A 24,317-nucleotide genomic window follows, 5' to 3' on the forward strand; every position below is an offset into this window, starting at 1 on the left:
AGTACATCACTTTATTCTTAAGCATCATGCTCAACAAAAGTGAAGATTTTCATTATCTTTTTAACTACAAAGGGTAATAATTTAGAAGCTAAAAATGCAAGTATGAAAGCAATTCCCCATGTTTTTATCCATGATTTGAGAAATAAAGCTGTATATCCAACATTCATTGAAACCATGACGAAAGAGATAATGCTAGATATGCCTAAAATCATAAAGATATTAAAAATTATTGGTTCGAATTTTTTATTGATTTTCAACATTAACACCTATTTTCTATGTATGCTTTGCTGCCCAATTTCACCAACATCTAATCTTACAGTTTGAAATCTAGGTTGTCCAGTTTGTTTTACTTTGGTGCAATAGCGATATTGTTTGGAATAAAGTTTCACTTTATTATTTAAGAGCGAATAAATGAAAAATAAAATATCCAAAAATATAGATAGAAATCCGCTTTTATACCTTTCAATAAAAGAATACTAGCATTATATATTATAAGGAATACTTGTCCTTAATTGTAAATAAAAGGGGGGAATTGGTATGAGTTATGGCTATGGTCACCCTCCAAAAAAATGCTTTGAACATCATAATGAAACTTTATCAACGGGTGTATTACGTAGACATTCCGCTACGTTATTTCTTACTGTTGAAGCTATGAATGTTGATCCAGATGATACTCGTAGAGTAACAGTTGAAATGTTTGATTGGTCATCGGGTTCTCCGGTATTGTTACCATTAATAGACCCTTCAACACAAACATTGCCACCTAATCGATATGTTACTTTTCGTTCAGCAGCTCTTCCTCCAGCACTCTTTGCTTATGAAGTAAGAATCATTCGTCCGAAAGATAGAGATGTTGTTACAAATGTTTTTGGTCTTAGTGCAATCGTATTTAACCCACAAGAAGGAAATAATGTTTTACAACATGATTTAGCAAAATTAGACCTTAAATAGATTTTATAAAGGTCTATTTATTGAGCATGATTAAACAAAAGAGTAGGGTGTAATCCTACTCTTTTTTTAACGTTAACTAGAATTTTAAAAGAAATCCTTCATCATTTTAGCATCTTTAATATTTACTATCACACCTTCTACCTTATCTTTCTTCTCATCTTTAGCAATTGTAATTTGTTCCTTATTATCAACCCAAACAAGAAATTCTTCTTTTGCGTCATCTTTATATGTAACGGTAATAGTAGAATGTGCAGATTCTCTCTTTTTTTGATCTAAAGTGATAGTTTTAGGTGTTCCATTTTGAACGGCTGAAACGATAGATTTTATCATTTCTTTATTATCTGTTTGAGATTTGGAAGTAGTATGATTTGTTGTTTTTAGTATTTCAATGTCTGAAATATTTGCGGAGTTTAATTGAAAGGTATATTGTGTATGTTCTTGCTTAACTTGTGAAGCTTTATCTGTAGCCGAGGTGCTTGTACAACCTATTAAAGTGAAAGATAGAGCGGTTAGTGCGCATATAGATATGATTTTTTTCATAGTATCCCTCCTTAAGATTAATTATAACAATTTTCTGTTAATTTAGGTAGTTATTGTAAGGGGAAGATGTTTTAAAGTGGTAAATGATGTTGTTCATTTTCTATTAAAATTAAAATTCACATAATTTTTTTCATATTTTATGTTTAACATTTCGAAAATAGGTGTACTACATATAATATAACAAATAATTCATTTTAAAGGAGGAAGTTAAAGATGGAAACGAAGTATAGTAAACCTTTTGTATATGAATTTATTACGGAGAAAGAGGTCATGAATGCGGCGAATGATCTAGTGAAGAAAGGAATAGAACAAAAAGATATTTACGTGTTAACACATGAGAAAGAGAGGACAGATAGAATCGCAGATAATGCAGACGTGAACACGATTGGAATAAAAGACGAAGGACTTGGGACAAGCATTATTAATGTCTTTCAAAAAACGGGAGATCAGTTAAGAAATAAGATGCAGGAGTTAGGGCTTAATGAGGAAGAAGCAAACTTCTACGAAGAAAAGCTAGATGAAGGGAAGATCTTGTTATTCGTTAAAGATTTAGAAAGAGTCGGTGAATGGTTACACGAAAGAAGATGCATGTATTCTATTTAAATTTGTATCCTGTAAATCTATAAATCTATTACGAAAAGGAGATGGGAAATATGAGTGAGAGCGGACTAAAAGAACAAATTACTGGTAAAGTGGAAAAGACAAAGGGACAAGTAAAAGAAGGAATTGGTGAAGTTACAGAAGATAGAAAGTTGAAAAATGAAGGGAAGTGGGACAAGACGAAGGGAACGATAAAAGAAAAAGTCGGAAAAGTGAAACAAAAGATAAGTGATGGGTTGGATAATAAAGAATAATACATGTTTATCAAGCTTTGGTTACATACCAAAGCTTGATAAATCCAATATAAAAACAATATAGGAGGTTTAATTGTGGGACTTATTATTACGTGTATTGTAGGTGGACTTATTGGTGCGTTAGCTGGAATGATTACGGGAAAAGACTTTCCTTTAGGTATAGTTGGTAATGTGATTGCTGGTTTAATTGGATCTTGGGTAGGTAGTGCGTTATTTGGTCATTGGGGTCCTGAATGGGGAGGCATTTTCGTTCTTCCAGCGTTATTAGGTGCAATCGTCTTTATTTTAATCGTTACATTCTTCTCTAGAATGTTGCGGAAAGCGTAAGTATGATAATGAATAGTAATCTTAAGTTTATTATATATAACTATAAAGTGAATGAACTGATAAATATACATAAAAAAGCATCCAATTAAACTAATTTGGATGCTTTTTTAATGTAATCTGCATAGGAATAAGCGGGGGATGAAGGCCCCCACTCATTGAAATTACACTTTTTATTATGTATTAAACCATCGTTACTTTTTTACAATTATTTATTCTTACGACCTGTCTCGGTTCTATATGGGATAAGTCCTCGTTATTACCTATATCAACTACAATTGTATTCGTTAGTATATTAATAATGGAACCAACTAATTTTGTAGCATGATCGTGTCGATAAGAAAATTGAACAAAATCTCCCTTTTTAAAGCTGTGCTCTTCCATAGATAGATCCCCCTAAAAATAATGTTTATACATTATATATACACAAATTTATAAGGTTTAAACATTTGGTAGTATTTTTTACGTGTTAAGCCGAGAAAGGTGTAGAAAATTTATTTATAATGAAAATAAAAAAATATGTTTAAAACTAATTTTTATGGGTAATTAACATAGTAGTAGTTCGAGATAAGGGGGCGGAAATGATGAATTTGGCAATAAATATTTTGCAAAATGATGTAGGTTATACGGTACAACTTAATGGTGAGATTGATGCGTATACGGCATCAGATTTAAAAAATAAGGTAATGCCTATTACAAGCGAAAAAGAGGTTCATATTGTAGTAGATTTTCATAACGTAGATTATATGGATAGTACAGGCTTAGGAGTTTTTATAGCTTTATTAAAAGCAGTTAAGAAAAATGATGGGAAGCTAGAGTTTACTGGTGTGTCTAAAAGGCTAAAAAGATTATTTGATATTACAGGGCTAACAGAAATATTAAATTTGAATTCCGATTTTGAAAAAGTAGAAAGAAGGTGACTAGGGATGATGGAGAGATTTGAAAAGATAGAAATGAAAATTCCTGCAAAAGCAGAATATGTGGCTATTATTCGTTTAACAATGGCTGGTGTTGCGAATCGAATGGGCTTTGCTTATGACGATATAGAAGATATGAAAATTGCTATTAGTGAAGCTTGTACAAACATTGTACAACATGCATATAAAGAAGACGTTGGAGAAATTACAATTGTCTTTGGCTTATATGAAGATCGATTAGAAATTATGGCTGCGGATAATGGAGTTAGCTTTGATTTTAATAGCTTAAAAAGTAAAGTTGGTCCGTATGATATTAATAAACCAGTAGAACATTTGCCGGAAAATGGTTTAGGTTTATATTTAATTAATACGTTAATGGATGATATACAAATCATGCATGATGAGGGCATGACAGTTTTAATGACAAAATATATACAAAGAGAGCAGGTGGAGAATGATGGAAATCCAATCTCAACCTACAAATCTTACTAAAGAAGACGTTATTAAACTAATTGCAGACTTCCAACAAAACCAATGTGATGAAGCACAGGAAAGATTGGTTAATCACTATAAAAATCTTGTATACTCCATTGCATATCGCTATTCAAAAGGTGGGCCGATGCATGAAGATATTATACAAGTAGGAATGTTAGGGCTCTTAGGTGCAATAAGAAGGTATGATTATTCGATAGGGAATGCTTTTGAGCCGTTTGCAATACCTACAATAGTAGGCGAAATAAAGAAATATTTACGTGATAAAACTTGGGGTATTCACGTTCCAAGGCGAATTAAAGATTTAGGCGGGAAGATTAAACTTGCGATAGAGGAGCTAACAGATCGTTTCCAGCGTTCACCGAAGATTATAGAAATTGCAGATCATTTAGGACTATCCGAAGAGGAAGTGCTAGAAATTATGGATGCGAAAAATAATTATCGCGTATCTTCCTTAGATGATGTAGTTGAAAATTCATCTGATGGCAGTTCGGTAGCGAGGATTGAATCTGTAGGTGAAGTAGAGCAAGGATATGAAGAGACAGAAAGGCGTCTCGTTTTAAAGGATATTTTCAACGTATTAAATGACACAGAAAAGAGTGTTATTCATTATATATTTGGAGAAAATTTAAATCAAAAAGATACAGGGGAACGGTTAGGTATTTCACAAATGCACGTTTCTCGTATTAAAAGACAAGCGATAAGTAAATTGAAGCAAGCAGCATTTTTAGATACATAAAAATTTAAAATCATTATGTTTAAAACATGAGAAAAGGGGTAGTTATTAAATATAGGAGGAGATATAAAAATGTCACACGATGTGAAAGAACTAATCGAAGGATTGAATGAAGATTTAGCAGGAGAATACTCAGCAATTATTATGTATAACCATAATGCAGCTACAGTTTCTGGTATATATAGACAAGTGTTAAAACCTTTCTTTGAATCTGAAATTAGTGATGAACAAGGACATGCCCTATATTTAGCGGAGAAAATTAAGACGTTAGGTGGTACACCTACTACAATCCCTTTACCAGTGAAACAAGTAGAAGATGTTAGAGAAATGTTAGAGTCGGCTAGACAATCAGAATATGAGACAATTAAGCGTTATGAAACGAGAAAAGAACAGGCAGCGAAATTAAATATGACAGAGTTAGTTGTAAAGTTAGAAGATATGATTGCAGATGAAACAAATCATATGGAAGAATTAGATCGTCTTTTAAATGACAAAGCAATGGTGTTAAATTAATAGTGGAAATTTATAGAATGAAAGAACAAACTCTCATTTCTGGGGGTTTGTTCTTTTGCTGTATAAAAATTATGTTAGAGTAGGAAATTTTCATTTTGTAACTGAGTATGCAATACTAGAAAAATAGAAAATGATAATAGATTTACATTTTAAATAAGAAAAGGGGAAATAACTTGTGTCCATTTTAATTGTCGATGATAATCCGGTTAACATCTTTGTAATTGAAAAAATTTTAAAACAAGCCGGATATCAGGATCTTGTATCGCTGAATTCTGCACAAGAGCTTTTCGAATACATTCAATTTGGAGAAGATTCTTCCAGGTATAATGAAATTGATTTAATCTTATTAGATATTATGATGCCTGAAATTGATGGACTTGAAGTTTGTAGGCGATTACAAAAAGAGGAGAAGTTTAAAGATATTCCTATTATTTTTGTTACAGCTTTAGAGGATGCCAATAAATTGGCCGAAGCTCTTGATATGGGGGCAATGGATTATATTACGAAACCTATAAATAAAGTTGAACTATTAGCACGTATGCGTGTAGCGTTACGCTTGAAATCGGAATTAAATTGGCATAAAGAACAAGAAGAAAATCTTCGGAATGAATTAGATTTAGCTACGCAAGTACAAAGAAACTTATTAAGTAGCCCATTAAGAGAAGATTATATAAAAATTGAAGCAAGTTACTTACCTTCATTTAAATTAGCTGGAGATATGTATTATTGGTATAAAATCGATGAAAACCGCTACGGTATTATATTATTAGACGTGATGGGACATGGTATATCTGCTTCATTAGTTTGTATGTTTATTTCGTCTGTATTACGTGAAACGATTAAATCTTTAATCGATCCAGAACTTGTCATTAAAGACTTAAATAAATATATGACTCTTTTACATAATGAGAATGACGATATTCCATATTATTTTACAGCGATATATTTAGTAGTAGATACAGAAAAGAGAACGATTGAATATGTAAATGCAGGGCATCCTTCTGGATACGTTTTAGTTGATGAAACAAATATGGTTGAACTAAATCGCGGGAGTTGTGCGGTAGGATTTTTTGATGAAATAAAAGTTAAAAAGACAGTTATACCTTTTGAGAAGAACGCTCAAATCGTATTGTTTACAGATGGTGTTCTTGAAGCAATTGCAAATGATGAATTTGAGGCTGAAGAGAAATTACGTACTTTTACAGAAAGAAAATGGGGAGATTTAGAAGGCGAGATAGAAGGGTTTTACAAGGAAGAACAAAAGAAAGCGCAATCAGATGATATGTGTCTAATTATGATACAAACGAATGCGAAATAAAAAGCGTATGAAATCCAAACAGAGGATTTCATACGCTTTTTATTGTATTTTTTGATAAATTTGTTCGCTAGGATTAAATTGGGTATAATGCGGCATTATATTTGAAAAACGAAGAGTTTCTTTATTTCCTAAACATAGAAAACCATTGTGACCTAGGCTTTCATAAAATAGTTGCTGCACTTGATTTTGAAGTTTACTTGTAAAGTAAATTAAAACGTTACGACAAAGTATAATATGAAACTCGTTAAAAGATTGATCGGTTACTAAATTATGCTGTGCAAAAATAATGTTTTGTAAAAGTGATGGATTAAAATAAGCAAAACGATTATCTGTTGAATAATAGTTAGAAAATGCTTGTGTACCGCCAGCTTGTAAATAATTTTTCGTATAAGTTTGCATTTTATTTAACGGGAGGATACCTTGTTTTGCTTTTTCTAACACATTTGTATTCATATCTGTTGCGTAAATAACCGACTTTTCACTTAATCCTTCTTCGTGAAGTAAGATGGACATTGATAATACTTCTTCACCAGTTGCGCATCCAGCATGCCAAATTCTAATTTCAGGTTGCTTTTTTAATTCAGGAATAACATGCTCTCTAAGCGCTTTAAAAAAGGCAGGGTTACGGAACATCTCAGTTACATTAATCGAGAAATCATTTAATAACTGTTCTAAAACCCCTTCCTCGTGAATTACTTTTTCAATTAATTTTGAAATGGTAGGGATATTAGAGAGCTGCATTCTATTACAAATTCTTCTATAAATAGATGTGCGAGCATATTGGCGAAAATCAAATCCTGATAGTTTAAATACCGCTTCCAGTAGTAATTCAATTTCTAAGTTCGTGCGCTCATCCGTATCTACTGATGGATCAAAATTATAATACTTATTTTCCACTCCAACTAAACCTCACTTATTTTATTAACCATACACTCATTACCGAATAGAGTTGATGTAGATTTAATGGTTTACTTATATAATCTGAAGCGCCAGCAGATAAACATTTTTCCTTATCATTTGGCATTGCTTTAGCAGTTAATGCGATAATAGGTATTTCATTTAACCCTAAGTTCATTCGGATATTTTCCATCGTTTCATAACCGTCCATATTAGGCATCATAATATCCATTAAAATAAGGTCAATATTTGTATTACTTTTTAGTATTTCTAAACACTCTAAGCCGTTTTGGGCAGTAATAATGTTGGCATTTTGTTTTTTTAATGCGTTTTGTAACGCAAATATATTTCGATGATCATCATCGACAATTAAAATGGTTTTCTCTTGGAAGACGTTATTTGTTTCGGGAGTAACGATAGTTTCTTCAACAACTTCAGCAGGAATAACATCTTCTATCGTTGCTGCGACTTCTAAATTGGATAACTGTATATCATGTAATCCATTTGGAAGGTTAGGAATATATACGGTGAAAGTACTACCTTCTCCTACATTACTCTCTAACGTAATCCAACCACCTAATAATCTCGCAAACTCTTTACAAATAGATAAACCTAATCCTGTACCACCATACTTTCGAATCGTTGCTCCATCTGCCTGTTGAAAGGCTTCGAAAATAAGTTGATGCTGTTCTTTAGCGATACCAATACCAGTATCTTTTACTGAAATTGTAATCCAATCTTTACTGATAGACTGCATATCATGACTTAAATTGGTTGTTTCTATCGAATCAAAATGTAAAGAAACGGATCCTTTTTCTGTGAATTTAAATGCATTGGATAATAAGTTTTTAATAATTTGCTCAATCCGTTTTGCATCTGTATAAAACAGATCAGGAATCGTATCACTGTCCTCAATAGTAAATTCGACATTTTTTTGTGCAGCTATATGTAAAAAGTTTTGATGCATATTGGCTGCCATGTCACTTATGTTCGTTGCCTCAAAAATGATGTCTAGTTTGCCTGCTTCTACTTTAGATAAATCTAGTATGTCATTAATTAAAGTAAGTAAGTCTTTCCCTGATGAATGAATGACAGTTGCTAATTCAATCTCATCGTCGGATAAATTGTTATCATGATTTTCTCTTAACATTTCAGATAATAGTAAAATACTATTTAATGGTGTGCGTAATTCATGTGACATATTTGCTAAGAACTCAGATTTGTATTTTGAGCTGCGTAACAACTCGCTTGCTTTTTCTTCTAATTCTAATTTAGTAATTTGTAAGTCAGCTGTCTTCTGCTCAGCCTCTTCAGTTCTAGACTCTAATTGTTCATTCGTTGTTCGTAATTCTTCGGCTTGCATTTGTAGTTCTTCCGCTTGTGTTTGCAATTCTTCTGATTGAACTTGCAACTCTTCTGTCATTGCTTGTGATTCATGTAAAAGAGTTTGAATTCGCATACGTCCCATAATACTATGGATTGTTAAACCTAAATTATCAACAGTTTGGTGAATTAAATCTTGATGTAAATCTGAAATCTCAGTTACACTTACTAACTCCATTACTGCAATCACTTCATCTTCAAATAAGACAGGGATGACTAGTATATTTTTAGGACGTATTTCTAATAATCCAGTAGTAACGTAACGAAACTCTTCAGGTATGTCCCTCAGAATAAAACTTTTCTTTTCTAAAGCAGACTGTCCAATGAAACCTTCACCCATTTTAATGGATTGTTTTCCAATATCAGCACCTTGATCGGCGAAAGAAGCTTTTTTCACATAGTAGACAGTTTCTTCATATTCTTCACGTACATAAAATGCACCGCAAGAAGTTTGCGTTTTTTGTATGATGCCACTAAGAATTTTTTTACCTAACATCTCAATAGAAGATACACCTTGATACATTAAAATTAATTCTGCAAGCTCCGTTTGTAACCACTCTCTTTTTGATATTTCGTCTAGTAGGTGATTTGTTGTATGAGCAAGATCTTTTATTTCATCATGTGTATTTACATGAATTCTTTCCGTAATTTTTTCTTTAGAAGAAATGGATTTAATAGCTTGAATTACATTTTTAATCGTTTTTGTAATGGCATTCGAAATATAGAGTGAAACGATAATAGAAATACAAGAAAGTAAGAACAATAAACTGTATAACCAAATCTCTAATTTATTATTTTCAGTATCTAATTGTGCAGCTCTTTTTTTCGTTAGTTGCTCCTCAGTGTTACGGAAGTTAGTTAGCTGTGATTGTAATGACTGAATTTGAGTCGTGTCGATTGTTTGTACATTATTACTATTATTATTTGCAATGAGTGGGTGAATCTCTTTATTAATCCAACTAGTAATGTTTTCGTTAATCTGTTTTAATTTTTCTTGCTGAGAGGGATTATCCTCTAATAAAGCAAAAAGATCTTGATAATGTTTTTCGTAATCCTTTTCCGCAGAGTTAAGGGATTGCACGTAAGTAGGGTTATTAGAAATGATAAACCCTTTCGCTTTATTTTCAATTGTTAGTAACTCTTTCTCCACTTGATTCGTTAAATTGAGAACTTTAAAATCGTGATCAATAATAAAATTACGAGATTTTTGTAAGCTGGAAATCTCATTGTTTAACATAATGAAAGAAACAAGTAAGAACAAAATGATAACTAAATAACCAGCCATAATTTTGTAGCGAATACTAAATTTTGCTTTCGAGTTCATTAAAAATTCCTACCTTCAAGGTTATTAAAACTTTTCTATTTTAAAGAATGAAAAACGTAATATATATTATATCAGTTTTCATAAGGTCAAACTAGAAATCCCCCTATTGTATTAGGGGGTTCTTTTTTAATAGAGGAAATCATTTTGAAATATAAAAACATATATGAAAGGTAGTAGACGAGGGAATAGAGGATAACAAACATTCTAAGAAGGGAAGAGTGTTTTTAAAGCTCTTTTTGCATCTATTCCTTCAAAAATAAATAATACAAGATCTCTCTTTTTTACAGTAAGGAAAAAGGATACTAGAGTGCTTAAGTTTTTAATAGAAGTAAGTGTTCCGTGTTTACTTATAAATACATTCGTTTGAAATGTTGTCATTAAAGCATAAAAATGATGAATCTGCGTTATTGTAGGTGTTTCATTATAAGAAATAGTAGTAGAGTGAATGGCGTTCATCGTAATATTCCTTTCCATATAGTAAGCATAACAATATAAACATACCCGTTTAAAAAAATGTTAAACATATAAATAAGAAAAAATATAATTATAGTTTTTTACGTTTAGAAAAGGTTAGGAAGGGTATACATATACTACAAAGAGATTAACTGAAGATGAATTGTAAGATGTCTATGTTTAGTAGATTAGTCTATCAAAATATAATTTTACTTTAAATAAAAAGGAGCCTGGTATACATGAATGAAATGATGATTAATATTACATTTGATTTAATTTACTTGTTAAGTAGTTCACTTGTAGTGCTTATACTATTCGCTTTTTTCGTAAATGGTTATGTTAATAAGAAGATTAGTGTATACAGAAATGAAGAAAAATAAAGATACATTATATAAAACTTTAGGAGGTTAATAGTTATGAATGTAGATAGAAAAATAGTAGGTGTTTTTAGAACAATTGATGATGCGGCACTCGTTATTAATGAATTAAATGAAAAAGGATACTCAGCAGATAACATTTCAGCTATTGCGAAAGATCAAAAGGAAATTGAACATCTGGAAGAAAAATCGGGTGAAAAAGTGAATAGCGAAACTGCACATAAAGCAGATATCTTTTCAGCAACAGGGCTTGTAGCTGGAGGAGTAGCAGGCGGACTCGGTGGTTTATTAACAGGTCTTGGTATACTTGCCGTTTCTGGAATGGGTCCAATCGTAGCAGCGGGACCGATCGCAGCAGCTATTGGAGGAGCTGGTATTGGCGGAGGAGCTGGAAGTTTAATAGGAGCATTTATAGGATTAGGAATTCCAGAAGAACATGCTAAGAAGTATGAAGAATATATTTACGATGGAAATATATTAATTTTAGTAGATGCAAAATTAGATGATAAGTTAGAAATCTATAAAATATTTGATAAGCATCATGCTTATAACTCTGATTTCTTTAAATAAAATGTAAACAAAGTAAATATCGTTTTTTGATCTTACAAATTTGGCGCGGCCGAGGAGTCGTATGACTATAAGAGAGGAAGGGCTTATAGTAAAAGATCAAGTTTTATTCTGTTATTTAAAAGGAAAGAGGTGTCTTTTCGTGATTGTAAAAATATTAAAGGATAGTAGCGATAGTTTCCTTTGCACGATTCAAAATAAAAATGGGGATAAGTATGTAAAGAAATGGTTTCGTAAACATGAGAACAATGAAAAATTAGGACGACCAACTTTCAAAGAAGTAGAAAAGGACTGGAAAGAAAATAAAGAGTCGTTTATGTATCCTAATTTTAAAGCGCTTTATTAAAATGAAACATAATGCGCGTTTCATTCTTACAAAACTGTCACATTCCTGTAAGGTAATTCAATAGATTAGTTGTTTGTTCCATGTCATAATAAAGACATAAGAAAGCTAATTAAAACTACAACTTATTAGGAGAGTGTCAGTCATGATTGTAACAACAACGTCTGGAATTCAAGGTAAAGAAATTATTGAGTATATCGATATTGTAAATGGTGAAGCTATTATGGGTGCAAATATTGTCCGCGATTTATTCGCTTCTGTTCGTGATGTTGTCGGTGGTCGTGCTGGTTCTTATGAAAGTAAGCTAAAAGAAGCTCGTGATATCGCAATGGACGAAATGAAAGAACTTGCAAAACAAAAAGGTGCGAACGCTATCGTTGGTGTTGACGTAGATTACGAAGTAGTTCGTGATGGAATGTTAATGGTTGCTGTAAGTGGTACAGCTGTACGTATATAAGTAAATAAAAAACAGGCTCACCCCTTGAAGTTTATGCTTTGAGGGGGTTTTTTATTTTTCTTTTGTTCATGACTAAAGTTAAAATAGAGAAGGGCCGATGTACTAGCTCGCTTATTTCAAATGTAGTATATTATTTCTTAAGAAAAAGCAAGTAAATGGAAGTTTTTGTATTTAAAGAAGGTGTTAATTTTATGACAAATAATAAAATTGCTATTTGAGGTACGAAGAGAATGAGTGGTATGAATAATTTTAGAAAGTGTATAGTTAATAGAAATAAACGATGGAGTATGTAAAGAGTTATATTACATAAAATTTATTATGAATGGAGGCGGTTACACTATGTTTTGGTTAGGATGTTTTTTAGGATACATTGTAGGTTCTATTATTACATGTGCGCTACTTTACTTTGGATATAGATCCAATGAAAATAAAAAAGCGAATATGCAAAAGGTGGAGGAGAGGAAAATCAATAAAAAAGGTGTATAGTAGGCGAAAGGTAAGGTGATAGTGTTGATACAAAAATAAAGGACAGTACATATTGTATATGACTACTATGTACTGTTCCGCTTATTCCTTTTGGATTAGGAAAAATTGTTTCCTGTCTTGCTGTAAAATTCATAGGCGAAATATCCAAATAAATAGCCTATTCCAGCTCCTAAACTAACTGAAAGCAGGGCGAAGTTCGGGAAAAATATACCGAAAATCAAACCGATCATACAGCCAACAAGCATTCCTATAGGTATTAAACTGTCTAATAACAGTTGAGCCTCTTTTGATTTTTTCTTACCTAATGTGCCGTTGTCATATTTATGTTTAAGCTTTCCGATTACATAGACTACAATTCCCCTGACTATTAAAACAGGCGCAATTGCCGTGAGTAACCACATGTTAGAGTCTCCTTTCGCTTTTTTAATTAAATTACATAAGCTACTTAAAATTCTATGCTACTAAATGGATTGATAGTTGAATGTACTCAATTTAATAATTCGTTAAAAAAACTTTCCCTTTCGTTTTCTCCGCAGATTGCACAACATCAACCGCCGTTTTCACATCCGCTAAGTCATATGTAGAATGTACTTTCATAAAACGTAATTGCTCATTTTCTACTAGACGAATTAAGTGACGAAAAGTCTCCTGCCATTTATATGGTGACACTTCTTTATTCCAATGTCGTAAATGAAATATGTTCGCGCGCACTTTTGCTTTCGTGACAATCTCTGCCCAGTTTACTTGTACACCTGATAGAAGACCGATCGTTAAAAAGTGCCCGTTTGGACGTAAGGAGAAAGCTAATTCATTTCCATCCGGTCCCCCAATAGAATCAATCGCAGCGTCTGCACCTCTGCCGTTTGTTAATGTCATAACTGTTTCATAAAGCGGGGCAGTCGAAGTATCAATTACATGATGAGCGCCAAGCTGAAGTAATTCCTCTGTATGTTTACTATTTTTTGTCACGGCAATGAGTTGGAAATTTAAAATTTGCGATAACTGCGCAAAAAGATGACCAATTGCGGATCCACAAGCATTCACTAATAAAACGTCATTACGCTGTAAGTTTAACGTTTCTGTACATGTAACCCACGCTGTAAGGGGATTAATATACATTTGTGCCGCGGTAAAATCATCAATAGAATCGGGAATAGGGACTACAAAATCAGCCGATGTTTTCACATATTCTTGCCAAGTACCTTCCCCGCGTAACGGTAACACACGTTTACCGATAAGGTCTCTAGAAACAAAAGCTCCTACATCTTCTACAATACCAACACCTTCATAACCAGGTATGTTAGGTAAAGTGATTCTATGTGCGTACGCTCCGGTTATTGGAATTAAGTCAGATGGATTAATCGGTCTAACTAGCATACGGACGAAAACTTCATTATCTTTCAGTGGTTCTATATTTTTATATTCAACTTGTAATACGTCTTTTGGATTGCCAAACTTATGAAATTGAATGCATGTTCCAAGCAAAGTAATTTGCCCCCTTAGTTTCATTGGGTTTATTATAGCATTTTTAGTTTGGGTGGTTATTTTGTTAATGATAAATAGGGTTTTTAATTTACGTATTTATCAGAATTTTATAAAATGTGTATATAACTATGAAATGGGGGGGATTTCTTCATGTGTACTAGTTTGACGTTACAAACTAAAAATTTCCAACATCTTTTTGCGAGAACAATGGATTTCACATTAGATATGAATCAGGAAGTAATAATCATTCCTCGGCGTTATCAGTGGAACAATATAACTGGTGAAACAATCCGAACGAAAAAGGCTGTTGTCGGAATGGGAATTAATTTTGGAGGAAGGGTCATGATGGCAGATGGAGTAAATGAAGCTGGTATGACATGTGCAACTCTCTATTTCCCAGGATTCGCTACTTATAGTAGTCATGTAGATAGCAATAAAACGAATGTAGCACCATTTGATTTTGTGACTTGGAGCCTCACGCAGTTCAATTCTGTTGAAGAATTAAGAAAATCTATTGATAGCATTGCCTTTATAGATGTGCCATTACCAATTTTAGGGGTTACTCCACCGCTACATTGGATTTTAGCAGATAAATCGGGAGAATGTATTGTACTTGAGCCGACAGCTGATGGAATAAAAGTGTATGACAATCCAATAGGAGTGATGACTAATAGTCCGGAGTTTAGTTGGCATTTACAAAATTTAAGACAATATATTGGTCTTAAATCGCAGCCATTTGCGCCAACGGAGTGGGGCGATGTACCATTAAGTGCTTTTGGCCAAGGTTCAGGATCGATGGGACTTCCTGGAGATTTCACACCGCCATCAAGATTTGTACGGGCAGCGTATGGCAAACAAAACATTCAAGGTATAGAGAACGAAGAAGAGGGTATATCGGCTATTTTTCATATTTTATCGAATTGTGAGGTTCCTAAGGGGGCAGTAATAACAGAAGACGGTATATTAGATAATACGATCTATACAAGTGCAATGTGTATGGAGTCTGGAACATATTATTACCATACTTACGATTGTAGACAAATTATAGCCATTCATTTATTCAATGAAGATTTAGATACAGCTGAGATTAAAACGTATCCGTTTCAGCGGAAGCAAAAAATCTTTTATGAAAACTGAAGCGCCCCTGAAAAAGTGAGACTAATAAAAACACCTCCATTTAATTTGCATACTTAGTATGCGAATTTAGGAGGTGTTTTCTATCATTTACCAATATTCAGGTTTACTTCTTGCTATTCTATTAAGCCGAAGCTCTCTTCATTCTCTCAAGTAAACTAGACAACACATGCGTACGATAAGATTCTAGTTTTTTACCTTCATAAGTACGGATACCTAATTTTTTAAGTTCTTTTACATACCAACCTTTGCTTCCGAAATACATGTGATCGCTCCCCTTCAACTTTGTTTTTATTTATCCTGATTGCATATGGAGGTACAGGAATTATAATGAAGGAAATGAATTTCGCGCGAAAATGGTTAACTTTGTTGCAAAAGACATATATACTAAAGATAGTATACAACGAGGTGGACAAGACGTGATTATAGAGAAGCACGAAATTCAAATTGACCAAATTACTAGCGGTAAAGTGAATATCTTTACTTTCTATAGAAATAGAAAGCAAATTGATGATCATTTTTTACGATTGCAAGAACCATCGCTTACAGCAAACTACTTCTTCCATTTTCATTTTGATGCAGAGAGCTTGCATCTACTTCAGAAAGAGTTTCCGAGCGTATATCCGTACGACGGTAGTGAAACGATTCACGACTGGACGGAAAAGATGAAAGCTGAATTGCAACATCAGATCCAAACAGGAAAATGGAATAAACGCGTACGTATCGGTAATCGCATTCTAGATGTGGTGTTTACGTGGTGTGACGAAGATATAGTAGAGTGAAAAAGAAGCGGATGACGCTTCTTTTTTTTAGCGCTGGAATAAAACGAGCTTACCTGCAGTAGATGTACAGCGATGTGTTTTTTCATACAATCCTTTTTCTTGTAAGATAGATTCACCTTTTGCTTTTGCTTCTTTTTCAGTTGCCGCCTCGAATGATTCGTCTAATGCTTTTGAACCATCTTTTTCAAAGACTGTTAGAACGTATACTCCCATGAAAATTCCCTCCAATAATCAAAATCAGAATCTTATAATTATTTTGACATAAAACGCTACAATATGCAAAGAAATATATGACATTGCGTGGTAAAATAGAATGAAACTTTACTCATCGAGAATATTTTTATTCTCGATGAGTATTAGTTTTCAGCGATGTTAATTTTAATAAAATGAAACTTTTGAAAGATAGAAAGGATCGTTATTTGTGAAACAAGTAAAGTTTATACATGCGGCTGATTTGCATTTGGATAGTCCGTTTAAAGGGATGGAGATGAATGTACCGCAGTCTGTTTGGGAGAGAATGAAGCAAAGTACGTTTGAATCATTTGAGCGTATTGTTGATAAAGCGATTCAAGAGCGCGTTGATTTCGTATTACTAGCTGGGGATTTGTATGATGCGGAGACGAGAAGTTTGAGGGCGCAAGTGTTTGTGCGTGAGCAAATGAAGAGACTTTCGCAGTACGATATCCCTGTTTTTATTATTCACGGTAACCATGATCATTTAGGGGGAAGCTGGGCAGCAATTGAGTTTCCGGAAAATGTTCATGTATTTACTGAGCCTTATGTAGAAGAGAAATCATTTTATAAAAATGGTGAGCTATTAGCTTCTATTTATGGGTTTAGTTATTTGCAGCAAGCGGTAACGGATAATATGACAGCGCAGTATACGAAAATGAGTGATGCGCCTTTTCATATTGGCATGCTTCACGGAAGTGTGGAAGGAGATGCAGAGCATAATCGCTATGCACCGTTTCAAATTCGTGAGTTGAAAGAAAAACTGTTTGACTATTGGGCTCTTGGCCATATACATAAACGTGAAATTTTATCAGAAGAGCCGTATATGATTTATCCAGGGAACATACAAGGTCGTCATCGTAAGGAAACAGGCGAGAAGGGTGCGTACCTTATTGAACTTACGAAACAAGGAACGCAATGTTCATTTTTCCATACGGCAGATGTTGTATGGGATGAGATTGAAGTTTGTATTGATGGACTTGAAACTGTTGATGAACTTATGACGAGCCTATCTACTGCGATGAATGAATGCAGAAGAGAAGAGGAAGGGACGCTTTTAACTGTCGTATTCACAGGGCAGGGCCCACTTTCTCCTTATTTGCGTGACGAAAAGCGTGTGGAAGAGATTTTTCACATTTTAGCATCTGGCGAAGAGCGAAAAGATTTCGTATATGCAATGAAGTGGAAAAATGAGACGGTTTCTTTTGCAGAAATCGAACGTTTGAAAGCAGAAAATCATTTCGTCGGTAGTGTGCTAAAAGAGTTAGAAGCTTTCAGCAATATGGACGGCGTATTGCGCACCATTTGGACATCTCCTGTAGCGCGTAATAGTATTGAATCTTTTACAGAAGAAGAGAAGAAAGAGATTCAAAAGGAAGCAGAAAATATTATTTTAGAGCAATTATTCCAGCAAGAGAGGGATAAAAAATGAGAATTGAAAAACTCCATATTTATGGGTACGGAAAATTAGAAAATGTGGAAATGGATCTTTCATTGCTGACGGTGTTATACGGTGAAAATGAAGCGGGGAAATCGACAATTCGCTCATTTATGAAAAGTATTTTGTTCGGTTTTCCGACGAGAGGACAGCGCCGTTATGAGCCGAAAGAAGGCGGGAAGTATGGCGGCGCGATGACTGTGCAAACAGAGCAGTACGGTCGTTTGAAAATTGAGCGATTGCCAAAGACGGCAGCTGGCGAGGTGACCGTTTATTTTGAAGACGGGAAAACGGGCGGAGAAGAAATTTTAAACGATATATTAAGCGGGATGAATGAAAGTTTATTTGAATCTGTCTTTTCATTTGATATGCATGGTCTTCAAAATATTCATCAGCTAGGCGAAGCGGATATTGGCAATTATTTATTTTCGGCAAGTGCAGTCGGAAGTGATGCGCTATTGCAGTTAAATAAAAAGCTAGAAAAAGAAATGGATCAGCGCTTTAAGCCGAGCGGGCGTAAACCAGAAATTAACGTGTCACTGCAAGAGATGAAGAAACTTGAAGAGAAGATGAAAGAGTGGCAAGGGAAAATTGGCACGTATGAAAAACAAGTAGAGCAGTTAAAAGAAAGTGAAGAGAAGCTTGCTTCTGTTCGCGTGGAGAAAGAGAGTGCAGAAAAGCGAAAGCAAGATTATGAAATATTAGCAGCGCTTGAGCCACTCGTTATTGAAAAACGTGCGCATGAGAAAGTGTTAGAGAACGAGAGCGGGCAGTTTCCTGTAAACGGAATGGCGCGTTATGAAGCAATGAAGGCGAAGATGGAGCCGCTTCAATTACAAGTTGATTCGCTCCACAAGAAAATTGAGACAGTGCAATCGGAAATTGCCTCGATTCAAATAGATGAAGAGTTTTTACAAAAAGAAAGTTATGTAGAAGAACTTCGTATGCAGCATATGTCTTACGAAAATGCACGCCAAGAAATGCGTGATATGAGCGGGAATATTACGAATATAAAAGAAGAAATCGCAGAACTAGAACAGCAAATTGGTACTACTTTTGAAAAGGAAACAGTTCTTTCATTTGATATGAGTTTGGCAACGAAAGAGTTAATTACGCAAACAGTGCAAAAGGCGCGCGAATTAGAAACGCAAAAAGCACAGCTCGATGATCGTTTTAAAGTAGCGCAAGAGCAATTAGAAGAACAAGAAGAAAATATAAGACAGATTAAGAAACAAATGTTAGTGGATGAAGAGAGAAATGTGTTAGTTGAGAAAGAGAAATCGTTCCAAGATGCGGCGTTTATCGGTATGGGCGCAGAGAGAATGAAGCGCAAGTATGAGGAAAAAGCAGGAGTAGCTAAGCAAAAGAAAAAGCAGTGGCAAAGAGTTTGTCTTCTGTTACTTCTTATTAACACAGGCGTTTTATTCACAAGCTTATTTATAGATAACCGAGCGCTCTTATTTATTAGTGTCATTGTTTTTATAGGGATTGTTCTCGCCCTTGTTTTATATAAAGATCCATCAAATGGATTACAAGAAGAGCTCCTTACACTTCAGCAAAGTGCCGGCGGGAGACAAAGTGAAGAAGCGATGTCTGTTCGCTATCAGTTAGAAAAAGATGAAGAGATACGTAAATTATTTGAGCGCGAGTCTTATAAGTTACAGCAGTTGGAACGAGCGTATGATAAAGTCGTTTCATCGTATGAGGAATGGGAGAGAGAAACGTTCCAGGTGGGAGAACAAGTCGATGCATATAAAGCGCGCTATATGTTTCCTGAATTTTATACGTATGCACACATATTGCCGGCGTTTGAGCGTATGGAAAAAATGCAGCAATTATATCGTGAATTAGAGAAACAAGGCACGCGAAAATCTTCATTATATGAAATGATTTCGCAATTTGAACATAAACTAGAAACTGTTATCGGTAGTGCGGAGTATAGTAAGCTACACGAGGCACAAAGCCGTATGCAAAATGAGAAAGAGAAGCGCCAAACTTGTAAGCAGTTAAAAGAAAAACTGGCGGAATGGGAAGAAGAATATGAGTTTATGCAAGAACAATTAAAGCAATTACTAGTAGAACGAGACAGTTTATGGCATATTGCAGCGTCTACAGATGAAGAGATGTTTTTAGAAGCAGGTAAACTAGCGGAAAAACGTGAAGATGCAGAGAAACAAGTGGGGCGTTTATTACCGCAAATTGATCTGTTAGAACAACGTTTAACGAGTTTATCATTAGCTGAACATTACGAAGCTGACGGTTATGACGGAAAATTAAAGCAAGAACTGACAGTCGTGCAAAACTGTCTGGCGCAAGAGAAAGAACTGACAGAGCGTATTGCGAAACATCGTATGGAAATTGCGAATTTAGAAGAAGGTAGTACGTACGGCGATTTAATGCATGAATGGGAAATGAAAAAAGCGCAAGTGCGTGAACAAGTGAAGAAGTGGGCTGCTTATGCGGCCGCAAAAACGGTGTTAACGAAAACGAAGCAATATTATCATGAAGTACATCTTCCTCGTATTTTACAAAAGTCAGAAGAGTATTTCGTCTATTTAACAGGCGGACGATATAGTAAAATCTTTTCACCGTCAGAGTCAGAGCCGTTTATTGTAGAGCGTAACGATGGTATGCGTTTTTACAGTCATGAACTAAGCCAAGCGACAGCGGAGCAGTTATATTTATCGCTGAGATTTGCACTAGCAAAAACATTTGAGCATGATTATCCATTTATTATTGATGATAGTTTCGTGCACTTTGATGCGGTAAGGACGAATCGAACGATTGAACTTATAAAGGAAATCGCAAAGGATAGACAAGTCATATTCTTTACATGTCATGCGCATTTACTCGCGTATTTTACAGAAAAACAGATTATAAAATTAACACATATGCGTAAAGAAAATGAGTTGTAGTGTGCTATACTAAAAGTAACTGATTTGGTGGAGGAATTCGAATGAAAAAGAAAATTGCAGAGTATGAAGTTGGTGAACAAGTCGATATTTTCTTGTTAATTAAAACAGCGACAAAAGGTATCGCAAGCAATGGAAAGCCGTTTTTAACAGTAATCTTACAAGATCCAAGTGGAGATATTGAAGCGAAATTGTGGGACGTATCACCAGAAGTTGAGAAACAATATGTAGCGGAAACAATCGTGAAAGTAGCTGGAGATATTTTAAACTACAAAGGACGTATTCAATTACGTGTGAAACAAATCCGTGTTGCGAATGAAAATGAAGTAACAGACATCTCAGACTTCGTAGAAAAAGCACCAGTGAAAAAAGAAGATATGGTTGAGAAAATTACGCAATACATATTTGAAATGAGAAATCCGAACATTCAACGTCTAACAAGACATTTATTAAATAAGCATCAAAACGAATTTTTAGACTATCCAGCAGCGACAAAGAACCATCACGAGTTCGTATCTGGACTAGCTTATCACGTCGTATCAATGCTTGATTTAGCGAAAGCTATCTCAAATCTATACCCATCATTAGATAAAGACTTACTATATGCAGGCGTTATTTTACACGACCTTGGTAAAGTAATCGAACTATCTGGTCCAATTTCTACAACGTATACGTTAGAAGGAAATTTACTAGGCCACATTTCTATTATGGTAAACGAAATTGGTAAAGCGGCAGACGAATTGCAAATCGATGCAGAAGAAGTATTAATTCTTCAACACATCGTCCTTTCTCATCACGGAAAAGCAGAATGGGGTAGTCCAAAACCACCATTAGTAAAAGAAGCAGAAATTCTGCACTACATCGATAACTTAGATGCAAAAATGAATATGATGGACCGCGCATTAGGACGCACAAAACCAGGCGAATATACAGAGCGTGTCTTTGCGCTTGATAATCGTTCGTTTTATAAACCGTCGTTCCATAATTAAAAGTGTGAATAAAGTGGCCTTATTAAGTTTTAAAAGCTTAGTGAGGCTGTTTTCTTTATTAAAAATTAAATGAAATAGTTAAGAAGTACGCATGGGGTTAACGAAGAACGATTAAAACATATCTCACCACTAGAATGGGAGCATATCAACTTTAATATGGCAGATACTTAGAATCGCTTCAGCCTGTATAACAGGCCTAAAAATAAGAGTTGAAACTTGTTTAGCATCTATTTTTGTTAAAAGGTGGGAGAATTGTGCTATGATGTGGGCAAATATAAAACTATCTAAAGGAGGGATTTACATGCCGCATATTGTGTTTCGTGGAATTACTACTGAACAATTAAAACACATAAGCAAGCCATTAGTAGAAGAGCTCGCAGAGATTTGTGAGTGTGGTACGGATAATTTTACGTTGGAACTACCAAGTTCTACGTATGTATTCAATGGACAAGAAATAGAAGCGTTTCCTCTTATTGAAGTGAAATGGTTCGAGCGTGGACAGGAAATTCGTAATCGATTTGCCAAGGCCATTACTACATATGTAATGGATTTTGGACTTCCAGAAGTAGAGGTTGTATTTACGGTTTTCACAGAATCAGCGTATTATATTAACGGGAAGCATTGTGCAAGTTAGAGCTATTATAAATGTTTTTGTAACATTTATAAGGGATAGAACCACATCGCTATCAAGCTAACTAGACAAAATACCCTCTAAAAAGAGCAAGGTGTTATTCTTTCTGAGAAATCATAGGAAAGGATAACGCCTTTATATCAATTTTAATATAATCGATTCATTTCTTTATAAAAAGTTTGGTTATTTTATTGAAGCTTATTCCACAAACACACCCGTTTGTTCACTTTTTTACTGTTTGAAAGCCATACTTTTTATATTGATTCATTTATTGGAAAAACCGAAAGTTTTAAACGCTCTCTATTACATATTTATTTTTGGAAAAATAGCCTAACTCCAAATACTAATAATACTGTGCCAGTAATACCCTCTATTGTACGGTTCACCTTTTCTTTTCTTAAAAAAGTTCTTAATTGACGTATTAGAGAGATATAAAGTAAATACCATATTGCTGTCAAAGTCGTAAATGTGAATCCCAACAAAAGAAATTGGAAGAAATGACTTTGATTACTCACAATAAATTGGGGTAGAAAACTAAGGAAAAATACAGCCGTTTTTGGGTTTAAGATTGCCGTGGTAAATCCTTGTCTAAAACTTTTAACCGTTCCAATATCCTTAAAGTTTATTTCCACTGAACTTGACATATCTTCTTTTTTAGAAAAGGCACTTTTAATTGACTTTACAGCTAAATAAATTAAATAAAATGCCCCAGCATATTTTATTAATGTAAATAGCATAGCAAATTTCATTAAGATAGCAGAGAGTCCTAGTGTAGCCATTATTGTATGAATCATCATTCCAGATACCGTTCCTAAGACGGTCTTTATCCCACCATTTCTACCATGAGAGATAGTGTTTTTTGTAACTAAAGCAAAACCGGGACCAGGCATCATTATAATAAGGAGTGCTGTAAGGATAAATAGCATATAGTTTTCCATGTTATGGTATTTCCTTTCTGATTTTTAGTTTCGCTTATAGTATAGCTTTTTTCCTTAAAACATTAAATATAAAAAGTGTGATCAGGATAGTATCATAAACTTTCAAGGAGTTGTAATTGAATTATAGAGGGCTTCACTTGAATAATGTTCTTCTGTAAATGAGCGTTTTTTAATTACTTTTTCTCGGAACACTCTTAATTTTCTTTCGTTTATCGAGGGTATTAGTATCAACTTGACCAAACATTATCCAAAAACTACATTTAACATTTACGAAAGCATATTCGAATAATCATTCATTAAATTTCTTATCAATCAACAAAAATTAATTATCATAAGGAAGAGGTACGTGAACTTCTATTTAAGAAATTACTTATTCTTGAAAAAAACGAATTAACTCCCCATAAATAATTGTAAAGATATAAAATTCTATAATTCCCTCGGAACAAAAAAGTTGTCTTTTATAGCAACGAAGTTCATTTTATCGTTTTGGGGTAGTGTATTCTTGGTAGCTTGATGGGCATGGAGAGCTTTGAGTCTTTAGCTTGATAGTGATGTGACGCTATCCAGAAATTAATGATTTTACACCCTAAATGTTATTTAACAAAAAAATATCTCGAATTTGAGATAAATCACTTGCTTTTTAATCACTTGAGGTGTAAAGTGATAGTAACGAAAGCGATTGAGTCATATGAAAAACATACACTCAGTTGTTTTCGATTAAAAACAAAGTAACTTATACAGTAAAAACTAAGATGAATTTACAAAAACATAATTAAGAATAAATTGAAAAGCTAAAAACCATATTAGTTGTGGGAAATGTTATTTTTTTAGTTATCACTTGACTA

The 24,317-nt window shown here is 34.0% G+C and carries 31 protein-coding genes; 20 read left to right on the forward strand and 11 right to left on the reverse strand.

What is annotated here, in order from left to right; translation table 11 throughout:
- Nucleotides 1-17 precede the first annotated feature (17 nt).
- Nucleotides 18-257, reverse strand: a complete 240-nt coding sequence (locus ACTFN4_RS20740) for a DUF2798 domain-containing protein (RefSeq protein ID WP_000700207.1) — start codon at nt 255-257, stop codon at nt 18-20.
- Between the two features lie 280 nt (nt 258-537).
- On the opposite strand from ACTFN4_RS20740, the gene ACTFN4_RS20745 reads away from it, so the two are divergent.
- Complete coding sequence (locus ACTFN4_RS20745; protein WP_000120217.1) at nt 538-951, forward strand: hypothetical protein; 414 nt, start codon at nt 538-540, stop codon at nt 949-951.
- Between the two features lie 84 nt (nt 952-1,035).
- Here ACTFN4_RS20745 and ACTFN4_RS20750 read toward each other — a convergent pair whose 3' ends face one another.
- A complete protein-coding gene (locus ACTFN4_RS20750) occupies nt 1,036-1,491 on the reverse strand; it encodes a hypothetical protein (RefSeq protein WP_048538035.1) in 456 nt (151 codons plus the stop codon).
- 213 nt (nt 1,492-1,704) lie between these two features.
- On the opposite strand from ACTFN4_RS20750, the gene ACTFN4_RS20755 reads away from it, so the two are divergent.
- From ACTFN4_RS20755 to ACTFN4_RS20765, 3 genes are all read left to right on the forward strand, one after another.
- Complete coding sequence (locus ACTFN4_RS20755) at nt 1,705-2,094, forward strand: general stress protein (protein ID WP_439962727.1); 390 nt, start codon at nt 1,705-1,707, stop codon at nt 2,092-2,094.
- A 50-nt stretch (nt 2,095-2,144) separates the two neighbouring features.
- Entirely contained in the window at nt 2,145-2,345 is a 201-nt protein-coding gene (locus ACTFN4_RS20760; protein ID WP_000004269.1) for a CsbD family protein, read from the forward strand.
- A 75-nt stretch (nt 2,346-2,420) separates the two neighbouring features.
- Entirely contained in the window at nt 2,421-2,672 is a 252-nt protein-coding gene (locus tag ACTFN4_RS20765; RefSeq protein WP_000522903.1) for a GlsB/YeaQ/YmgE family stress response membrane protein, read from the forward strand.
- Between the two features lie 180 nt (nt 2,673-2,852).
- Here ACTFN4_RS20765 and ACTFN4_RS20770 read toward each other — a convergent pair whose 3' ends face one another.
- Nucleotides 2,853-3,053 (reverse strand): hypothetical protein, encoded by a 201-nt coding sequence (locus tag ACTFN4_RS20770; RefSeq protein ID WP_000391018.1) that lies wholly within the window; start codon nt 3,051-3,053, stop codon nt 2,853-2,855.
- Nucleotides 3,054-3,250: 197 nt separating this feature from the next.
- Here ACTFN4_RS20770 and ACTFN4_RS20775 point away from each other — a divergent pair, with 197 nt between their 5' ends.
- The 5 genes from ACTFN4_RS20775 (at nt 3,251) to ACTFN4_RS20795 (ending at nt 6,645) form a co-directional block, all read left to right on the forward strand.
- Nucleotides 3,251-3,589: an STAS domain-containing protein gene (locus ACTFN4_RS20775; protein WP_002060869.1), complete on the forward strand. Its 339-nt coding sequence runs from the start codon at nt 3,251-3,253 to the stop codon at nt 3,587-3,589.
- 6 nt (nt 3,590-3,595) lie between these two features.
- Nucleotides 3,596-4,078, forward strand: coding sequence for an anti-sigma B factor RsbW (gene rsbW, locus ACTFN4_RS20780; protein WP_000970580.1), 483 nt, complete (start codon nt 3,596-3,598; stop codon nt 4,076-4,078).
- Nucleotides 4,041-4,817 (forward strand): RNA polymerase sigma factor SigB, encoded by a 777-nt coding sequence (gene sigB, locus ACTFN4_RS20785; RefSeq protein ID WP_002093898.1) that lies wholly within the window; start codon nt 4,041-4,043, stop codon nt 4,815-4,817. Before rsbW ends, sigB begins: the two co-directional genes overlap by 38 nt.
- A 69-nt stretch (nt 4,818-4,886) precedes the next feature.
- On the forward strand, nt 4,887-5,327 hold the full coding sequence (locus ACTFN4_RS20790) for a ferritin-like domain-containing protein (RefSeq protein WP_000017755.1): 441 nt from the start codon (nt 4,887-4,889) through the stop codon (nt 5,325-5,327).
- Nucleotides 5,328-5,502: 175 nt separating this feature from the next.
- Nucleotides 5,503-6,645 carry a fused response regulator/phosphatase gene (locus ACTFN4_RS20795; protein ID WP_000025538.1) on the forward strand — a complete coding sequence of 381 codons (1,143 nt, stop codon included), beginning with the start codon at nt 5,503-5,505 and terminating at the stop codon, nt 6,643-6,645.
- A gap of 39 nt (nt 6,646-6,684) precedes the next feature.
- Here the strand turns inward: ACTFN4_RS20795 and ACTFN4_RS20800 are convergent, their stop codons facing one another.
- The 3 genes from ACTFN4_RS20800 to ACTFN4_RS20810 all read right to left on the reverse strand — a co-directional run bounded on the left by ACTFN4_RS20800 (nt 6,685) and on the right by ACTFN4_RS20810 (nt 10,705).
- A complete protein-coding gene (locus ACTFN4_RS20800) occupies nt 6,685-7,542 on the reverse strand; it encodes a CheR family methyltransferase (RefSeq protein ID WP_000429044.1) in 858 nt (285 codons plus the stop codon).
- A gap of 16 nt (nt 7,543-7,558) precedes the next feature.
- Complete coding sequence (locus ACTFN4_RS20805; protein WP_439962729.1) at nt 7,559-10,249, reverse strand: ATP-binding protein; 2,691 nt, start codon at nt 10,247-10,249, stop codon at nt 7,559-7,561.
- 204 nt (nt 10,250-10,453) lie between these two features.
- The gene (locus tag ACTFN4_RS20810; protein ID WP_000991356.1) at nt 10,454-10,705 is read right to left on the reverse strand and encodes a hypothetical protein; all 252 of its coding nucleotides are present in this window, start codon (nt 10,703-10,705) and stop codon (nt 10,454-10,456) included.
- Between the two features lie 236 nt (nt 10,706-10,941).
- Between ACTFN4_RS20810 and ACTFN4_RS20815 the strand changes: the two genes are divergently transcribed.
- From ACTFN4_RS20815 to ACTFN4_RS20835, 5 genes are all read left to right on the forward strand, one after another.
- Nucleotides 10,942-11,082 carry a hypothetical protein gene (locus ACTFN4_RS20815; protein WP_001004569.1) on the forward strand — a complete coding sequence of 47 codons (141 nt, stop codon included), beginning with the start codon at nt 10,942-10,944 and terminating at the stop codon, nt 11,080-11,082.
- A 36-nt stretch (nt 11,083-11,118) separates the two neighbouring features.
- Complete coding sequence (locus ACTFN4_RS20820) at nt 11,119-11,649, forward strand: general stress protein (protein WP_001100101.1); 531 nt, start codon at nt 11,119-11,121, stop codon at nt 11,647-11,649.
- 139 nt (nt 11,650-11,788) lie between these two features.
- Nucleotides 11,789-11,992 carry a DUF4028 family protein gene (locus ACTFN4_RS20825; protein WP_139310375.1) on the forward strand — a complete coding sequence of 68 codons (204 nt, stop codon included), beginning with the start codon at nt 11,789-11,791 and terminating at the stop codon, nt 11,990-11,992.
- 142 nt (nt 11,993-12,134) lie between these two features.
- Complete coding sequence (locus ACTFN4_RS20830) at nt 12,135-12,446, forward strand: YbjQ family protein (RefSeq protein WP_000637511.1); 312 nt, start codon at nt 12,135-12,137, stop codon at nt 12,444-12,446.
- Between the two features lie 339 nt (nt 12,447-12,785).
- Nucleotides 12,786-12,932 (forward strand): hypothetical protein, encoded by a 147-nt coding sequence (locus ACTFN4_RS20835; RefSeq protein WP_000498629.1) that lies wholly within the window; start codon nt 12,786-12,788, stop codon nt 12,930-12,932.
- A gap of 95 nt (nt 12,933-13,027) precedes the next feature.
- Here the strand turns inward: ACTFN4_RS20835 and ACTFN4_RS20840 are convergent, their stop codons facing one another.
- Both ACTFN4_RS20840 and ACTFN4_RS20845 read right to left on the reverse strand, forming a co-directional pair.
- Complete coding sequence (locus ACTFN4_RS20840) at nt 13,028-13,333, reverse strand: hypothetical protein (RefSeq protein ID WP_100654948.1); 306 nt, start codon at nt 13,331-13,333, stop codon at nt 13,028-13,030.
- A 91-nt stretch (nt 13,334-13,424) separates the two neighbouring features.
- Nucleotides 13,425-14,417 (reverse strand): zinc-dependent alcohol dehydrogenase family protein, encoded by a 993-nt coding sequence (locus ACTFN4_RS20845; RefSeq protein WP_439962731.1) that lies wholly within the window; start codon nt 14,415-14,417, stop codon nt 13,425-13,427.
- Nucleotides 14,418-14,567: 150 nt separating this feature from the next.
- On the opposite strand from ACTFN4_RS20845, the gene bsh reads away from it, so the two are divergent.
- Nucleotides 14,568-15,554, forward strand: a complete 987-nt coding sequence (gene bsh, locus ACTFN4_RS20850; protein ID WP_000337598.1) for a choloylglycine hydrolase — start codon at nt 14,568-14,570, stop codon at nt 15,552-15,554.
- Nucleotides 15,555-15,675: 121 nt separating this feature from the next.
- On the opposite strand, the gene ACTFN4_RS20855 is transcribed toward bsh, so the two are convergent.
- Entirely contained in the window at nt 15,676-15,816 is a 141-nt protein-coding gene (locus tag ACTFN4_RS20855) for a YflJ family protein (protein WP_000273537.1), read from the reverse strand.
- A 154-nt stretch (nt 15,817-15,970) separates the two neighbouring features.
- Here ACTFN4_RS20855 and ACTFN4_RS20860 point away from each other — a divergent pair, with 154 nt between their 5' ends.
- Nucleotides 15,971-16,333: a hypothetical protein gene (locus ACTFN4_RS20860; RefSeq protein ID WP_000582785.1), complete on the forward strand. Its 363-nt coding sequence runs from the start codon at nt 15,971-15,973 to the stop codon at nt 16,331-16,333.
- A gap of 27 nt (nt 16,334-16,360) precedes the next feature.
- Here ACTFN4_RS20860 and ACTFN4_RS20865 read toward each other — a convergent pair whose 3' ends face one another.
- Nucleotides 16,361-16,546 (reverse strand): YhzD family protein, encoded by a 186-nt coding sequence (locus ACTFN4_RS20865; RefSeq protein ID WP_000539552.1) that lies wholly within the window; start codon nt 16,544-16,546, stop codon nt 16,361-16,363.
- A gap of 208 nt (nt 16,547-16,754) precedes the next feature.
- Here ACTFN4_RS20865 and ACTFN4_RS20870 point away from each other — a divergent pair, with 208 nt between their 5' ends.
- From ACTFN4_RS20870 to ACTFN4_RS20885, 4 genes are all read left to right on the forward strand, one after another.
- The gene (locus ACTFN4_RS20870; RefSeq protein ID WP_098214274.1) at nt 16,755-17,996 is read left to right on the forward strand and encodes a metallophosphoesterase family protein; all 1,242 of its coding nucleotides are present in this window, start codon (nt 16,755-16,757) and stop codon (nt 17,994-17,996) included.
- Entirely contained in the window at nt 17,993-20,917 is a 2,925-nt protein-coding gene (locus ACTFN4_RS20875; RefSeq protein WP_427250329.1) for an AAA family ATPase, read from the forward strand. Before ACTFN4_RS20870 ends, ACTFN4_RS20875 begins: the two co-directional genes overlap by 4 nt.
- Nucleotides 20,918-20,958: 41 nt before the next feature.
- The gene (gene yhaM, locus ACTFN4_RS20880) at nt 20,959-21,903 is read left to right on the forward strand and encodes a 3'-5' exoribonuclease YhaM (protein WP_000726638.1); all 945 of its coding nucleotides are present in this window, start codon (nt 20,959-20,961) and stop codon (nt 21,901-21,903) included.
- Between the two features lie 301 nt (nt 21,904-22,204).
- On the forward strand, nt 22,205-22,537 hold the full coding sequence (locus tag ACTFN4_RS20885; protein WP_001120262.1) for a DUF1904 family protein: 333 nt from the start codon (nt 22,205-22,207) through the stop codon (nt 22,535-22,537).
- A gap of 308 nt (nt 22,538-22,845) precedes the next feature.
- Here the strand turns inward: ACTFN4_RS20885 and ACTFN4_RS20890 are convergent, their stop codons facing one another.
- Nucleotides 22,846-23,472: a LysE family translocator gene (locus ACTFN4_RS20890; RefSeq protein WP_000433008.1), complete on the reverse strand. Its 627-nt coding sequence runs from the start codon at nt 23,470-23,472 to the stop codon at nt 22,846-22,848.
- Between the last annotated feature and the right edge of the window lie 845 nt (nt 23,473-24,317).

Source organism: Bacillus cereus group sp. MYBK95-2, assembly GCF_051915225.1.
GTDB classification, from domain to species: Bacteria; Bacillota; Bacilli; order Bacillales; family Bacillaceae_G; genus Bacillus_A; species Bacillus_A cereus.

What these genes read in the sequence shown, in the direction of transcription:
- ACTFN4_RS20745 (WP_000120217.1), top strand. Translation starts at nt 538, where the DNA reads ATGAGTTATGGCTATGGTCACCCTCCAAAAAAATGCTTTGAACATCAT.
- ACTFN4_RS20750 (WP_048538035.1), bottom strand. Translation starts at nt 1,491, where the DNA reads ATGAAAAAAATCATATCTATATGCGCACTAACCGCTCTATCTTTCACT.
- ACTFN4_RS20755 (WP_439962727.1), top strand. Translation starts at nt 1,705, where the DNA reads ATGGAAACGAAGTATAGTAAACCTTTTGTATATGAATTTATTACGGAG.
- ACTFN4_RS20760 (WP_000004269.1), top strand. Translation starts at nt 2,145, where the DNA reads ATGAGTGAGAGCGGACTAAAAGAACAAATTACTGGTAAAGTGGAAAAG.
- ACTFN4_RS20770 (WP_000391018.1), bottom strand. Translation starts at nt 3,053, where the DNA reads ATGGAAGAGCACAGCTTTAAAAAGGGAGATTTTGTTCAATTTTCTTAT.
- ACTFN4_RS20775 (WP_002060869.1), top strand. Translation starts at nt 3,251, where the DNA reads ATGATGAATTTGGCAATAAATATTTTGCAAAATGATGTAGGTTATACG.
- rsbW (WP_000970580.1), top strand. Translation starts at nt 3,596, where the DNA reads ATGATGGAGAGATTTGAAAAGATAGAAATGAAAATTCCTGCAAAAGCA.
- sigB (WP_002093898.1), top strand. Translation starts at nt 4,041, where the DNA reads ATGATGGAAATCCAATCTCAACCTACAAATCTTACTAAAGAAGACGTT.
- ACTFN4_RS20790 (WP_000017755.1), top strand. Translation starts at nt 4,887, where the DNA reads ATGTCACACGATGTGAAAGAACTAATCGAAGGATTGAATGAAGATTTA.
- ACTFN4_RS20805 (WP_439962729.1), bottom strand. Translation starts at nt 10,249, where the DNA reads ATGAACTCGAAAGCAAAATTTAGTATTCGCTACAAAATTATGGCTGGT.
- ACTFN4_RS20810 (WP_000991356.1), bottom strand. Translation starts at nt 10,705, where the DNA reads ATGAACGCCATTCACTCTACTACTATTTCTTATAATGAAACACCTACA.
- ACTFN4_RS20815 (WP_001004569.1), top strand. Translation starts at nt 10,942, where the DNA reads ATGAATGAAATGATGATTAATATTACATTTGATTTAATTTACTTGTTA.
- ACTFN4_RS20820 (WP_001100101.1), top strand. Translation starts at nt 11,119, where the DNA reads ATGAATGTAGATAGAAAAATAGTAGGTGTTTTTAGAACAATTGATGAT.
- ACTFN4_RS20830 (WP_000637511.1), top strand. Translation starts at nt 12,135, where the DNA reads ATGATTGTAACAACAACGTCTGGAATTCAAGGTAAAGAAATTATTGAG.
- ACTFN4_RS20835 (WP_000498629.1), top strand. Translation starts at nt 12,786, where the DNA reads ATGTTTTGGTTAGGATGTTTTTTAGGATACATTGTAGGTTCTATTATT.
- ACTFN4_RS20840 (WP_100654948.1), bottom strand. Translation starts at nt 13,333, where the DNA reads ATGTGGTTACTCACGGCAATTGCGCCTGTTTTAATAGTCAGGGGAATT.
- bsh (WP_000337598.1), top strand. Translation starts at nt 14,568, where the DNA reads ATGTGTACTAGTTTGACGTTACAAACTAAAAATTTCCAACATCTTTTT.
- ACTFN4_RS20855 (WP_000273537.1), bottom strand. Translation starts at nt 15,816, where the DNA reads ATGTATTTCGGAAGCAAAGGTTGGTATGTAAAAGAACTTAAAAAATTA.
- ACTFN4_RS20865 (WP_000539552.1), bottom strand. Translation starts at nt 16,546, where the DNA reads ATGGGAGTATACGTTCTAACAGTCTTTGAAAAAGATGGTTCAAAAGCA.
- ACTFN4_RS20875 (WP_427250329.1), top strand. Translation starts at nt 17,993, where the DNA reads ATGAGAATTGAAAAACTCCATATTTATGGGTACGGAAAATTAGAAAAT.
- yhaM (WP_000726638.1), top strand. Translation starts at nt 20,959, where the DNA reads ATGAAAAAGAAAATTGCAGAGTATGAAGTTGGTGAACAAGTCGATATT.
- ACTFN4_RS20885 (WP_001120262.1), top strand. Translation starts at nt 22,205, where the DNA reads ATGCCGCATATTGTGTTTCGTGGAATTACTACTGAACAATTAAAACAC.
- ACTFN4_RS20890 (WP_000433008.1), bottom strand. Translation starts at nt 23,472, where the DNA reads ATGGAAAACTATATGCTATTTATCCTTACAGCACTCCTTATTATAATG.